The sequence below is a fragment of the Mesobacterium hydrothermale genome, assembly GCF_035818635.1.
Lineage (GTDB): Bacteria > Pseudomonadota > Alphaproteobacteria > Rhodobacterales > Rhodobacteraceae > Mesobacterium_A > Mesobacterium_A hydrothermale.
On sequence record NZ_JAYLLH010000010.1, the window covers coordinates 104,983 to 117,731 of the forward strand.

14 protein-coding genes and 1 pseudogene are annotated in these 12,749 nt (G+C 61.5%); 7 read left to right on the forward strand and 8 right to left on the reverse strand.

Going from position 1 to position 12,749, the window contains the following annotated elements; translation table 11 throughout:
• Positions 1-27 precede the first annotated feature (27 nt).
• From VK792_RS09425 to VK792_RS09455, 7 genes and pseudogenes are all read right to left on the reverse strand, one after another.
• Positions 28-918: a lysophospholipid acyltransferase family protein gene (locus tag VK792_RS09425; RefSeq protein WP_326297217.1), complete on the reverse strand. Its 891-nt coding sequence runs from the start codon at positions 916-918 to the stop codon at positions 28-30.
• A 37-nt stretch (positions 919-955) separates the two neighbouring features.
• The gene (locus VK792_RS09430; RefSeq protein ID WP_326297218.1) at positions 956-1,234 is read right to left on the reverse strand and encodes an HPr family phosphocarrier protein; all 279 of its coding nucleotides are present in this window, start codon (positions 1,232-1,234) and stop codon (positions 956-958) included.
• Complete coding sequence (locus VK792_RS09435) at positions 1,227-1,634, reverse strand: PTS sugar transporter subunit IIA (protein WP_326297220.1); 408 nt, start codon at positions 1,632-1,634, stop codon at positions 1,227-1,229. Before VK792_RS09435 ends, VK792_RS09430 begins: the two co-directional genes overlap by 8 nt.
• 15 nt (positions 1,635-1,649) lie before the next feature.
• Positions 1,650-2,555, reverse strand: a complete 906-nt coding sequence (gene rapZ, locus VK792_RS09440; protein WP_326297221.1) for an RNase adapter RapZ — start codon at positions 2,553-2,555, stop codon at positions 1,650-1,652.
• A gap of 4 nt (positions 2,556-2,559) precedes the next feature.
• A complete protein-coding gene (locus VK792_RS09445) occupies positions 2,560-2,949 on the reverse strand; it encodes an HPr kinase/phosphorylase (protein WP_326297222.1) in 390 nt (129 codons plus the stop codon).
• Positions 2,950-3,000: 51 nt separating this feature from the next.
• Positions 3,001-4,725 carry a sensor histidine kinase gene (locus VK792_RS09450; RefSeq protein ID WP_326297223.1) on the reverse strand — a complete coding sequence of 575 codons (1,725 nt, stop codon included), beginning with the start codon at positions 4,723-4,725 and terminating at the stop codon, positions 3,001-3,003.
• Between the two features lie 3 nt (positions 4,726-4,728).
• Positions 4,729-5,420, reverse strand: a pseudogene (locus tag VK792_RS09455) (response regulator transcription factor).
• A 380-nt stretch (positions 5,421-5,800) separates the two neighbouring features.
• Between VK792_RS09455 and VK792_RS09460 the strand changes: the two are divergent.
• Both VK792_RS09460 and VK792_RS09465 read left to right on the forward strand, forming a co-directional pair.
• Positions 5,801-7,399, forward strand: a complete 1,599-nt coding sequence (locus tag VK792_RS09460) for a phosphoenolpyruvate carboxykinase (protein WP_326297224.1) — start codon at positions 5,801-5,803, stop codon at positions 7,397-7,399.
• Positions 7,399-7,935 carry a DUF3859 domain-containing protein gene (locus VK792_RS09465; protein WP_326297225.1) on the forward strand — a complete coding sequence of 179 codons (537 nt, stop codon included), beginning with the start codon at positions 7,399-7,401 and terminating at the stop codon, positions 7,933-7,935. The genes VK792_RS09460 and VK792_RS09465 overlap by 1 nt, the downstream gene beginning before the upstream one ends.
• A gap of 4 nt (positions 7,936-7,939) precedes the next feature.
• On the opposite strand, the gene VK792_RS09470 is transcribed toward VK792_RS09465, so the two are convergent.
• Positions 7,940-8,707 (reverse strand): sulfite exporter TauE/SafE family protein, encoded by a 768-nt coding sequence (locus VK792_RS09470; protein ID WP_326297226.1) that lies wholly within the window; start codon positions 8,705-8,707, stop codon positions 7,940-7,942.
• 147 nt (positions 8,708-8,854) lie between these two features.
• Here VK792_RS09470 and VK792_RS09475 point away from each other — a divergent pair, with 147 nt between their 5' ends.
• The 5 genes from VK792_RS09475 (at position 8,855) to VK792_RS09495 (ending at position 12,694) form a co-directional block, all read left to right on the forward strand.
• Positions 8,855-10,543 (forward strand): acyl-CoA dehydrogenase family protein, encoded by a 1,689-nt coding sequence (locus VK792_RS09475; RefSeq protein ID WP_326297227.1) that lies wholly within the window; start codon positions 8,855-8,857, stop codon positions 10,541-10,543.
• A 161-nt stretch (positions 10,544-10,704) separates the two neighbouring features.
• The gene (locus tag VK792_RS09480) at positions 10,705-11,040 is read left to right on the forward strand and encodes a carboxymuconolactone decarboxylase family protein (RefSeq protein ID WP_326297228.1); all 336 of its coding nucleotides are present in this window, start codon (positions 10,705-10,707) and stop codon (positions 11,038-11,040) included.
• Between the two features lie 87 nt (positions 11,041-11,127).
• Positions 11,128-11,637 (forward strand): EF-hand domain-containing protein, encoded by a 510-nt coding sequence (locus VK792_RS09485; protein WP_326297229.1) that lies wholly within the window; start codon positions 11,128-11,130, stop codon positions 11,635-11,637.
• Positions 11,638-11,664: 27 nt separating this feature from the next.
• Complete coding sequence (locus tag VK792_RS09490) at positions 11,665-12,099, forward strand: EF-hand domain-containing protein (RefSeq protein WP_326297230.1); 435 nt, start codon at positions 11,665-11,667, stop codon at positions 12,097-12,099.
• Positions 12,100-12,154: 55 nt separating this feature from the next.
• A complete protein-coding gene (locus VK792_RS09495) occupies positions 12,155-12,694 on the forward strand; it encodes a ferritin-like domain-containing protein (protein WP_326297231.1) in 540 nt (179 codons plus the stop codon).
• Positions 12,695-12,749 lie beyond the last annotated feature (55 nt).

Genomic DNA, 12,749 nt, shown 5'->3' on the forward strand with positions numbered 1-12,749 from the left:
ACAGGGGTGCGGGCGCGGCCTGAGGTGTCAGCTGGTTCTGAGGCTCAGGACAATATCGCGCAGCCATGCCACGAATTCGCGCTGCCCACCCTTGAATGCCTTGACCTCTTCGGCGGTGATCGGCTGACCGACTACGGGGGCCTGAGGTTTCTTGCATGCGTGCACAACCTCGTGGATCAGCAGGCCCTGCCGGAGGGTTGCCGAGAGCTTGTTCGCGATCTGGTAGGCGCGGCTGTTCTGGCCAGGGAAATAGATCGGCACCACCGTGGCGCCGGACCGCTGGATCATCTTGGCGGTAAACGGGTTCCAGCCTGCCTCGATCGCGGGGCCGAACCAGGTTTCCGACGAGGCCACCACACCGGAGGGAAACAGGACGATCACGCCGCCCTCTGCCAGGTGGTCCATCGCGCGTTTGCGCATTGTCAGGCTTTGTTCGCGGGCGTCTTGCTCGTGCGGGAAGGGAACGGGGATCATGTACTGTTCGATTTCCTTCACGCCGGTCAACAAGGAACGGGTGAGGATCTTGTAGTCTTCGCGCACGCGGCCGATCAGTTCCGCCAGGATCATGCCATCCACCAGCCCGTGCGGATGGTTGGCCACCACGATCACCGGGCCGGTCGCGGGGATGCGTGCGATCTGTTCGGCCGGGGTTTGCAGGTCAATCTGCATGATGTTCAACGCCTGGCGCCAGAATGCCTGACCTTCGGCGGGGCCCATCTTTTCGAACTTGCGCACCATGCGCAGCAACGGCAGCTTGCCGGTCAGCCATTCCATCGCGCGGATGGTGTTGGCCTTCCACGGGTTCGTGAAGGTGTTGGCGTAGCTCAGCTTGCGCTTGTCATAGGGGGCGTTGGCCGGCGCCGTGCCATGCCCGGCACTGTTCTGCGGCGCGCTGTCCACGATACCCCGTTCCGCCATGTTTCACCACCATCTGCGGGCCCGCACACGGGGGGCCCTAGCAGTCTTCTCCGAACCGATTTGCCACCAGCGCCTCGATCGCGTCGGCAAGAGCCGGGGCGTCGGGACCTGAGGTTTGGACCTCAATAAAGGTTCCCTTCGAGGCTGCCAACATCAAAAGCCCCATAATGCTGTCGCCCGAGGCGGACAAGCCGTCCTTGCAGACCTCTGCCGTTGCATCAAACCCTTCGGTGACTTCCACCAGCTTGGCCGAGGCGCGTGCGTGCAGCCCCTTTTCGTTCACGATCTTCAGCTTTCGCGTTACGGAATCAGTCATGCGGGCCCTGGCTCGGTGAGATGTTCTGGCTGTCGATATACTTGCGCCCGGCCTCCAGCGCCTTGCGCACCGCGTCCGGAACGGCAAGGTGGCGGCTCTTGGCGAGCTTGATCAGCATTGGCAGGTTCATGCCGTAAAGGATGCGACGATTGGCGGGCATACAAGCCATCAGCGACAGGTTCGAAGGTGACGCGCCGAACATGTCGGTCACGATCACAACGCCCTCTCCGCTGTCCACCGCATCGGCGGCGGAACAAATCTCGCGCTGCTTGATCTGACGGTCGTGCCCGGCATCGATTGCGATGGCAATCACCCCTGGCTGTTGGCCCACCACGTGTTCCAGCGCGCTTTGGTATTCGCGTGCCAGGCCTCCGTGGGCGACAATAACGATCCCGATCAAGCTGGCGTGCTCCGGCTAGGTTGAGGACGGCAGCGGGACGGTGGCTTGACCGCGCCGTTCGATTTCTCGATGCCTAATTGACACCTGCCAGCCCTGCTGTGCAAGGCCATGCGCCACCTTTTCCGTTACGGCAACCGACCGGTGTTGCCCTCCGGTACACCCAAAGGCGATGGAGACATGGGCTTTGCCTTCCTCCTGGAAGGCCGGCAGTAGGAAACTGACCAACCCCAGCGCCTGATCAAGGAACGGTTGGAACCGGTCGTCTTGCTGAACATAGTCGACAACGCGCGGATCCTGCCCGGTCAGACTGCGCAGGCCCGGGTTCCAGAACGGGTTGCGCAGGAATCGGCAATCCAGCACCACGTCAGCACCGTGTGGCAGGCCGCGTTTGTAGGAAAAAGACATCAGCGATACGGCGGGGGCCGACTGGGCGGCAGCGGCAAAGAGTTCCTGCACCCGGGCGCGCAGATCGTGCGGGGTCATCTGGCCGGTGTCGATCAGCACGTCAGCAAGGGCACGGATCGGCTCCAGTAGCGCGCATTCCCGCGCGATGCCCTCGGCCGGGGTTTCCTGCGGGGCCAACGGGTGACGGCGCCGCGTTTCGGAATACCGCCGGAGCAGTACGTCCGGGGCACAATCCAGGAACAGAAATTCGGGGGCAACATCGTTCCGCCCACTGAGCTGGCCAAAGAGTTCGGTCAGCGCCTCTGGCGAAAACTGGCGATTGCGCACATCAATCCCCAGGGCCAGCGGGCGCGGCATCTTTGGCCCGTCCAGCAGGCGCGGCACAAGGTTCAGCGGCAGGTTGTCGATGGTCTCGAACCCTGCGTCCTCCAGCGCATTCAGCGCGGTCGAACGCCCGGCGCCCGAAGGCCCGGTGACAAGGATCACACTTTGTCGGTCGCCCAGATTGTCTGTCATCGCCCTATGCCTTGCGCCCATATCGAAGGTAGTGCATCACACCCACCGCAAAACTGGCGCGCGCGGTATTGTGAAGCAAGGGCAGATCGACCCCCAGGAGAGCGGTTTTCCGAAACGGCGGCAATCGGTCTGTTTCGGTGGCGTCCATGTCGACAACCGCGGCAATGGCGGCCCCGCTGCAGGCGGGCGCGCGCAGGATGCCGATACCGCGCGCTTCGATCAGGCCAGAGAGCGATTGCGGCGCGGTCATCCAAGGCGCCCCGTCGCGCAGCGACACCATCACCCGATCATCCGAGACCAACGTCGCGCCCAATGCGATCAGATCCAGCGCCAAGGTCGATTTGCCGCTGCCAGACGCCCCCCGGATCAGCAGGCCACGGTCGTTCAGCGCCACGGCGCTGGCATGAAGGACACAAGGGGGCTTGGCGTCAGCCACCCTGCCGGATCACACCGGCAGGCCGACAACGAAACGTGCGCCCAGCGGTTCCGAGGTCGCATCGACCTCTGTCGGGCGGATATTTTCGGCCCAGATCACGCCGCCATGCGCTTCAACGATCTGCTTCGAAATCGCGAGGCCAAGGCCCGAATTGTTACCGAAGTCACTGTCCGGGCGGCTGGTGTAGAACCGCTTGAAGATCTTGGCCAGCGCATCTTCGGGAATGCCGGGTCCGGTGTCTTCGACCACCACCAGAACGCGGTTGTCCCGGCGCCGCGCCCACAGGCGGATCGCATCGCCATCCTCGCAGAAGGAAATCGCGTTTGTGATCAGGTTGACAAAGACCTGCGCCAGTCGCGGTTCCAACCCATGGATGTTGATCGGGCGGTCGGGCAGATCGGTGATGAACTCAATCCCTTTCTTGCGCGCGTCTTCACCCAGGAACTGGCTGAGGTTGTCGAGCATGTCGAGCAGGTTGAATTCAACCTCTTCTTCCTTGACCAGTTCGCTGTCCAGACGCGAGGCGTTGGAGATATCGCTGACAAGGCGGTCAAGGCGACGCACGTCATGTTCGATGACCGTCATCAGCTTTTCGCGGTGTTCATCTTTCTTGACCATGCGCAAAGAGCCGATGGCCGAACGCAGCGATGCCAAGGGATTCTTGATTTCATGTGCCACGTCGGCGGCGAACTGTTCATTGCTGTCGATCCGGTCGTAGAGCGCCCCGACCATGCCGCGCAAAGCCCCCGACAGCCGTCCGATTTCATCGGGCCGCGCGGTCAGGTCAGGAATGCGGATACGGCCCTTGGCCACGTTCGATGTGTTGCGGTCGCGACCGATTTCGGCAGCGTCGGCAAGATCGGAAATCGGGTTGGCGATCGTCGACGCCAGGATCAGCGACAGGCCAATCGACACCAGCGTGGCGATCATGAACATCTGCAGGACACGTTCACGTTCGGCACGCACTGCGGCATCGATTTCAGCCGCCGGTGCGACAAGACCGATGGTGCCGACAATGGCATCGCCCTGCCGCACCGGGGAAACGGCGGTGAACAGGGTCTGGCCCTGATCGCCAGTGCCGCTTTCGACGCGGGTCAAGGTCGGATCACCGGACTGGATCATGTCGCGCAGCCGCTCTTCCAGCGACATTTGCGGCGTGTCGTCGAACAGGCTGAACAGGCCTGCAACGGTCTGCCAAAGGCCGTTCAGGAAATCGGTAATGACCGTCGGCTGTTCGCTGGGATCGTTTTCAGCGGTTACCGTCTTGATCTGGCGGCCCATGCCTTCGCCCACCAGGAATGCGGCCGTGTCGAAAACCAGCACTTGCACCCCGGCCGGCAAGTCCATGCCGCGCAGGGTACCGTCAACATCAATGCCTTCGCCGGTGCCAAGGTTGACTTGCGGGCTGGCCGGGAACTGCGCCTCGAACACATCGGCGATCAGTTCGACCTCGGTCACCATGCTGTCGACACGCTGGATCGCCAGGCTGTCGCGCGAGGAATTGAGATACAGGATTCCCGCAACCAGCACGTTCAACGCGATCAGGTTGAACGTGATGATCTTGCGTGTCAGCGGAGAGCGGTTGAGCGAGAACAGGCCACGCCGCGCGCGATGCGCCTGCATTTCCTTTTCCACGGTGCTGTCCGGGGCGACCCAATCGTCGCCCAGAACAACGTCCGCATCATCGGAGTGTCCGCCACCACCGCGCATATTGATCCTTTCGGCCAGCGCCATGGCTTACTCTTCGTTGTAACGATACCCGATGCCGTACAGTGTCTCGATCGCCGAAAACTCCGGATCGACCGACCGCATCTTCTTGCGTAGACGTTTGATGTGGCTGTCGATGGTCCGGTCATCGACATAGACCTGATCGTCATAGGCCACGTCCATCAGCTGATCGCGCGATTTGACGAAGCCGGGGCGCTGTGCCAGGGCCTGCAAAAGCAGGAATTCCGTCACGGTCAGCGATACTTCCAGACCTTTCCAGGTCACGGCGTGGCGCAACGGGTCCATCGAAAGATGGCCGCGGACCATGATCTTGCTTTCCTCGGTATCGGCAACGACATCGCGTCCTGACGGCGCAGCAGCGCGCGGATACGTTCGACCAGCAGGCGCTGGCTGAAGGGCTTCTTGACATAGTCGTCAGCCCCCATGCGCAGGCCAAGCACCTCGTCGATCTCATCGTCTTTCGAGGTCAGGAAGATCACCGGCATGGCAGATTTCTGACGCACACGCTGAAGCAAATCCATGCCATCCATGCGCGGCATCTTGATGTCGAAGACCGCCATGTCGGGCATCTTCTTGTTGAACGCGTCAAGCGCGGCCTGACCGTCGTTATACGTGTCGACCTCGAACCCCTCCGCCTCGAGCGTCATAGACACCGATGTCAGAATATTCCTGTCATCGTCCACAAGGGCGATCTTGGACATGGCATTTTCCTTATACTGCTCTTTTTGACCTGCACTGCGCGTGGCATTTGCCAGCATTTTTTTGGCACTATGCCGCTTTTTTCACTTTACAACAATCCCTAAGTGCGAATCACGGTCGAGTCGCTCGCCCATCAGACCGAAAATTTCGTAATGAATGGCTAAATTGCCTCACTTACGCCGCACACTCCCGCCTCAGGCGAAACTTGGTTGCGCTAAACCCGGCGTGCTATCGCTAACTGCGCTATTGCGCCCTGTTCCTGTCATAAAGCCCCGTGATACAAACCGCGCCATCCCCTGTACGACGCAGCGGAAGGCGGCGCTGATCGGCGCCAGCAATAACGGAACGCCGCCCAAAAGGCGCGGTTTGAGGAGCTTGGCATATGACATTTGGACGGGTGAACCCCAATTTCCGGCTGGAAGACCAGGGAATCGAGGGGCTGGGCAATGTCTATTACAACCTGATGGAGCCGGCGCTGATCGAGGCAGCGTTGAAAAAAGGCGAAGGCACGCTTGGCAAGGGCGGTGCCTTCCTGGTCACCACGGGCAAATTCACTGGCCGGTCGCCCAAGGACAAGCACATTGTCAAGACCGACAGCGTGGCAGACACCATCTGGTGGGAAAACAACGCCGAGATGTCGCCCGAAGGGTTTGACGCGCTTTACGAAGACATGCTGACCCATATGGCCGGCAAGGACTACTTCGTGCAGGACCTGACCGGCGGTGCCGATCCGAAATACGCCATCGACGTGCGTTTCGTGACCGAACTGGCCTGGCATGGCGTGTTCATCCGCCACATGATGCGCCGCCCCGCGCGCGAGGATCTGGACAGCTTCACCGCCGATTGGACCGTGATCAACTGCCCCACCTTCCAAGCCAATCCGGAGCGTCACAACTGCCGCACCGAAACCGTCATCGCGATGAACTTCGACAAGAAGATGATCCTGATCGGCGGCACCGAATATGCTGGCGAAAACAAGAAATCCATTTTCACCCTGCTGAACTACATCCTGCCCGGCAAAGGCATCATGGCGATGCACTGCTCGGCCAACCACGCCAAGGGCAACCCGGTGGACACCGCCGTGTTCTTTGGCCTGTCCGGCACCGGCAAGACCACCCTGTCGGCCGACCCCGAGCGCGTGCTGATCGGCGATGACGAACACGGCTGGTCGGATCGTGGTACCTTCAACTTCGAAGGCGGCTGCTATGCCAAGACCATCAACCTGTCCGCCGAGGCAGAGCCGGAAATCCACGCCACCACCGAAAAGTTCGGTACCGTGATCGAAAACATGACCTTCGATCCGGAAACTTTCGACCTGAACTTCGAAGATGACAGCCTGACGGCCAACATGCGTTGCGCCTATCCGCTGCACTACATCTCGAACGCTTCGGAAAACGCGCTGGGTGGCCATCCGAAAAACATCATCATGCTGACCTGTGACGCCTTTGGCGTTCTGCCGCCGATCGCGCGGCTGACCCCGGCGCAGGCGATGTACCACTTCCTGTCTGGCTTCACCTCCAAGGTTGCCGGAACCGAGCGCGGCGTGACCGAGCCCGAACCCACCTTCAGCACCTGCTTTGGCGCGCCCTTCATGCCGCGTCGTCCCGAAGCCTATGGCAACCTGCTGCGCGAAAAGATCGCCAAGCACGGCGCAACCTGCTGGCTGGTGAACACCGGCTGGACCGGCGGCGCCTATGGCACCGGCTCGCGGATGCCGATCAAGGCCACCCGCGCGCTGCTGCACGCAGCCCTGAACGGCTCGCTCGCGGCGGCAGAGTTCCGCAAGGATCCGAACTTCGGCTTCGACGTGCCGGTGCATGTCGAAGGTGTGCCGGAACTGCTTCTGGACCCGCGCAAGACCTGGGACGACAAGGCGGCCTATGACGCGCAGGCACAGAAACTGGTTGCGATGTTCGCCGACAACTTTGAACAGTACGTGCCCTATATCGATGACGACGTGAAAGCCGCCGCGATCGGCTGATGCGCCGCGCCGCACTCACGCTTTTGCTGGCCAGCCTCGGGACCACCGGGGCTGGCCAGTCCGTTTCCGACAGCCCGGTCGCGTTAGTTGACTACGGCATTTTCTGCCCGTTCGAACACACTGGCGAAAGCCGCCCCGCCCCTGATACCGAAAACGGTCAGGTGTTTCTTGTCGATCACGCGCGCGAGGTCGATATCCGGGGTGACACCGTGCCGGCGATCCTGGGCTTTGCCTTTGGCATCCGATACCGGCTGGAACCGGGCGTCAACCTGCCCCCCACCCGTGTCATCGTCACCCATCCACCGCTTGGAGCGGCAGGCATGACGCGCCAATCCTGGGACTTTCGGCCCAACCCCGGCGACATCGCGGTATCGCTGTTCAGCTTTGACATGCCCTATGAAATGGTACCCGGTGACTGGAGCTTTTTGCTGACCGACGGCACCCGCACCTACCTGGAGCGCCGCTTTCGCGTGGTTCCGGGCGACCAGATGCCCTGGGTTTTCGATCTGTGCCAGGGCCCTGCGCCAATGTCCTGACGGATCAGAACACGGCGCGGCGGATCAGGTTCAGAGCGGCAATCAACAGAATGAACAGCGTGGCACGCCGAAAGGCGCGTTGGTCGATGCGGTCATGAATCAATCCGCCCAGCCACATGCCGATCACAGCGGGCACGATCAGGATGGCCGAAAATTTCGCGGTCTCGGCGTTCAGCACACCCGAGCCGATGTGCGCCACCGTCAGCGCCACCGCGCCCAGGCCATAGATCACGCCCTGCACACGGATCTGTTCGCGTTTTTCGGTACCCAGCGCGGTCAGATAAGCCACGGTCGGCGGCCCCCAGACACCGGACATGCCGCCAACGAACCCAGCCACCGCGCCAATCACGCCTTCCAGGACCGGCCGGCTGCCCGGTGCCAGAACAGGTTGCCAGCCAAAGATTTGCAGCAGACAAAACAGCGCCACCGGCCCGCCGATCACAAGGTACATGACCTTTGCCGGCAGAAGGCTGACCATTTGGGCCGAGGCCAACAGGAACACCAGCCCGATCAGCAGGAAGACCCGGAATTTCATGATCGACTGCCAGGCCGCCTTGGCCCCCTGCCGCAGCGCCTGCATCCCGTTGGTCACCACCGTTGGCAGGATCAGCCCTGCAAGCGCCAGTTCCGGCGGCATGAACGTGGTCAGGCCCGAAACAAGGATCATCGGCATGGCAAAACCCACCATCCCCTTGACCACCCCAGCGGCCAGCGCGACCGAGCAGGCGACAAGCAGAATCAACGAGGGTTCAAACAGCGCAGCGGTATCCATGCGGGATCTCTATCACCTTCCATGCTCGCTGCACTGCAAAAATTGGACGCGCAACTTTCATACAATCACCAACCTTTGTTGGTATTTTTGTTGCGCTGCAACTGCGAAGGCCCTATGTGGAAGGTCAACAGAAAAGGAATGTGATTCATGGCACATGACGGACAGGATCTGACGCTCTCCGGCAGCCCCGTGCTGGCCGACCTTTTGCAACTGACCAAGGCGGCGATTGCCCCGGTTGAACAAGTGCTGGACACCGCCAAGGCGCGCGTTCGCGCGATGGTCGAGGTCGACGGCCGCGTTTCCGGCGCCAAGCTGGAAGAGAACCAGACCGCCGCCCACGGGTTGGCCTGGGTAGCGACATATGTCGAATCGCTGCGCCAGATGCAGAACTGGGCGGAGCGTCTGGAAGGCAATGGCCAGTTCGGCGAAGTCGAACAACTGATCCTTCAGATCGCGTTCGGTGAATACCTCTGGCAGCTGTACGGCGGCATTGCGATGAACCAGGGCGAGGTCATCCGCCTGCAGGATCTGGGTCTGGACCAGGACGACCAGCGCGCCCTGCTGGTGCCCGAGGTCATGACCCTGACCCAGTCCGCGAACAGCCCCGCCGCCCGTGCCCGCCTTGTCGAACTGATGCAGGAACGCAAGGCAGAGATCACCGTGGGGAAGACCGGGCTCGAGGACGAGCTGGAAATGATCCGCGAACAGTTCCGCCGCTTCGCGTTGGACAAGGTTGAGCCCTTTGCCCACGAATGGCACCTCAAGGACGAGCTGATCCCCATGGAAATCATCGAGGAACTGGCGGAAATGGGCGTTTTCGGCCTGACCATCCCCGAGGAATACGGCGGGTTCGGCCTGTCCAAAGCCTCCATGGTCGTGGTGTCGGAAGAACTGTCGCGCGGCTATATCGGTGTCGGTTCGCTGGGCACCCGGTCTGAAATCGCGGCAGAGCTGATCCTGGCCGGCGGTACCGAGGAACAGAAGGAAAGCTGGCTGCCTCGCATCGCCAGCGCCGAGATCCTGCCGACCGCCGTCTTCACCGAACCCAACACCGGGTCCGACCTTGGCAGCCTGCGCACCCGCGCGGTCAAGGATGAAAACGGCGACTACAAGATCACCGGCAACAAGACCTGGATCACCCACGCCGCCCGCACCCACGTTATGACGCTGCTGGCGCGCACCGATCCCGACACCACCGACTATCGCGGGCTGTCGATGTTCCTGGCCGAAAAGACCCCGGGCACCGATGAAAACCCGTTCCCAACCGAAGGCATGACCGGCGGCGAAATCGAAGTTCTGGGCTATCGCGGCATGAAGGAATACGAACTGGGTTTCGACAACTTCCATGTGAAGGGCGAAAACCTGCTGGGCGGCGAAGAGGGCAAGGGCTTCAAACAGCTGATGCAAACCTTCGAATCCGCCCGCATCCAGACCGCAGCCCGCGCCGTGGGCGTGGCGCAGGCCGCGCTTGATGTCGGCATGCAATATGCCGAGGACCGCAAGCAGTTCGGCAAATCGCTGATCAATTTCCCCCGCGTGGCCGGCAAGCTGGCGATGATGGCGGTGGAAATCATGGTGGCGCGGCAGCTGACCTACTTCTCGGCCTGGGAAAAGGACCACGACCGCCGCTGCGACCTTGAGGCCGGCATGGCCAAGCTGCTGGGCGCCCGCGTCGCCTGGGCCGCGGCGGACAACGCGTTGCAAATCCACGGCGGGAACGGGTTCGCCTTGGAATACAAGATTTCGCGAATCCTGTGCGATGCCCGCATCCTCAACATCTTTGAAGGGGCCGCAGAAATTCAGGCGCAGGTGATCGCACGTCGCTTGCTGGGCTAAGGCCAACGTCTTGCCCATCCTGAACAGTCCCGCCTGTCCCCCCGACAGGCGGGCTTTTCATTCGTGGCGGGCCACAGTTTCCCTTGCAATCTGATCCGGATCAATGCCGCATTGCGGCACCCGTGTTTTTCAGAGCCAAATTCAGTCAAAGGAGACCCCCGATGTCCGCAACCGAAGATCTTGCCACCAAACGCAACCAGCTGCGCAACCTGCGCAAGGCCATTCCCGACACCTTCGCCGGATTCGTTGCAATGGAACAGGCCGCGTCGGCCGATGGTGCGCTGTCCAAGAAGCAAAAGGAATTCATTGCCCTTGGCATCGCCGTCGCCATGCGTTGCGAAGCCTGCATCGTCAGCCACGCCAAGGCGCTGGTCAGCGTTGGCGCAACCCGCGAAGAAGTTGTCGAAGTCTTGGGCACCAGCATCCAGATGTCGGGTGGCCCGGGCCTGATGTATGCCGGTAAAGCGTTGGAAATATTTGACGAATTTACCGCCTAAAGGTGCGACATTCTGTACGCGACGGGATGGGACATATTCCTCGTATAAGATATATCAAATCAACAATACAAACGAAGGATATCCCCTATGATCCGTCCCCTCGCAATCACCGCTCTTGTTCTGTCCACTGGCATGGCTTTCGCCCAGCAAGGCAACCCCGGTGGTCACTTCGTGGAAAACTGGGACCTGAACGGCGACGGTCAGGTCACGTTGGAAGAAGCCACCGAACGCCGGGGTGATGTGTTCACGACGTTTGACAGCGACGAGAACGGCATTTTGACTGCCGAAGAATACGACCTGTTCGACGAAGCCCGCGCCAACGACATGGAAAACAACGGCATGGGCCACGGCAATGGCGGCGGTCAAGGCCAGGGTCAGGGTAAAGGCCAAGGTCAGGGTGGCGGTCAGGGTCACGGCCACGGCGCCGCTGACGGCATGCGCAACCCCGCCAACGGGATGCTGCGCGAATTCACCGACGCAAACGGCGATGGCGAAGTCACCCGCGACGAATTCATCGCCTCTGTTCCCGTATGGTTCGAAAACATGGATCGCAACGGCGATGGTGTTGTGACCGTCGCCGATTTTGGCCGCAACTGATTGCCCTCCGTCAGAAAGTACGAACCGATGAAATCCACCCTGATTGCACTCCCGCTCGTTCTGGCCACGGCAAGCTTTGCCGCGGCACAGGGCAACCCCGCAGCCACCAAGTTCATGGAAAACTGGGACCTGAATTCTGACGGTGTCGTCACCGTCGAAGAAGCGACCGAAATGCGCAACAACGTGTTTTACTCGTTCGATTCTGACGAAAACGGCGTGATCGACGATGAAGAGCATGTGATGTTCGACGAAGCCCGCGCCAATGACATCGCCGAAATGCCCAAGGGCCCCGGCCGTGCGCTGATCCAGATGATCGCTGACGGCATGAGCAAGGAAGCCAACGACGCCAACGGAGACGGCACCGTGACCGGGCCGGAGTTCGAAGCCGGCGCCGCCAATTGGCTGGCGACGGTCGACAAGAACGGCGACGGGGTCGTCACCATCGCAGACTTCGCGATGTAATCCCCGACGGGCCGGGGTAACTCCCCGGCCCTTTTCATGGAACCGGAGTAGACCGATGAAACCTGTCGCGCTTGCGGCAGCCCTGTTGGCTGTTGCCAGTCCCGCTACCCATGCGGCCACAATCACAAGCGCCGAACGCACCGCAGCGCTGCGCGCGCTGGACGACGAATACCACGCCTACGCAACCTATCAGGCGGTGATCGACAGGTTCGGCGCAGTGCGCCCCTTCACCAACATCCAGCGTGCCGAAGCCCGGCACGCCAACGCCTTGATCGGCTATCTGCAATCTCATGGCATCGTAGCCCCGGCGAACCCCTATCTGACTGGCGCAAAGCCGATGCCCGACGCGCCTGCGTCGCTTGCCGAGGCCTGTGCCGTGGGGGTTCAGGCGGAAATCGCCAACGCCGGGCTTTATGACGACGATCTTTTGCCCGCCGCTCGCGGCGACGCAGAACTGACGCGCATTTTCGTTGCGCTGCGAGACGCCTCCCAACAAAAACACCTGCCGGCGTTTCAGCGCTGCGGCGGGGGCGGTCAGGGTGGCGGCCACGGCAAAGGCATGGGTCAGGGCAAGGGCTGGGGTCGCAAAGGCTGATCCCCGGTCCGACCAGGGGAACGCCCTGAGCACTGCTCCCGGCCAAGGCCGGGAG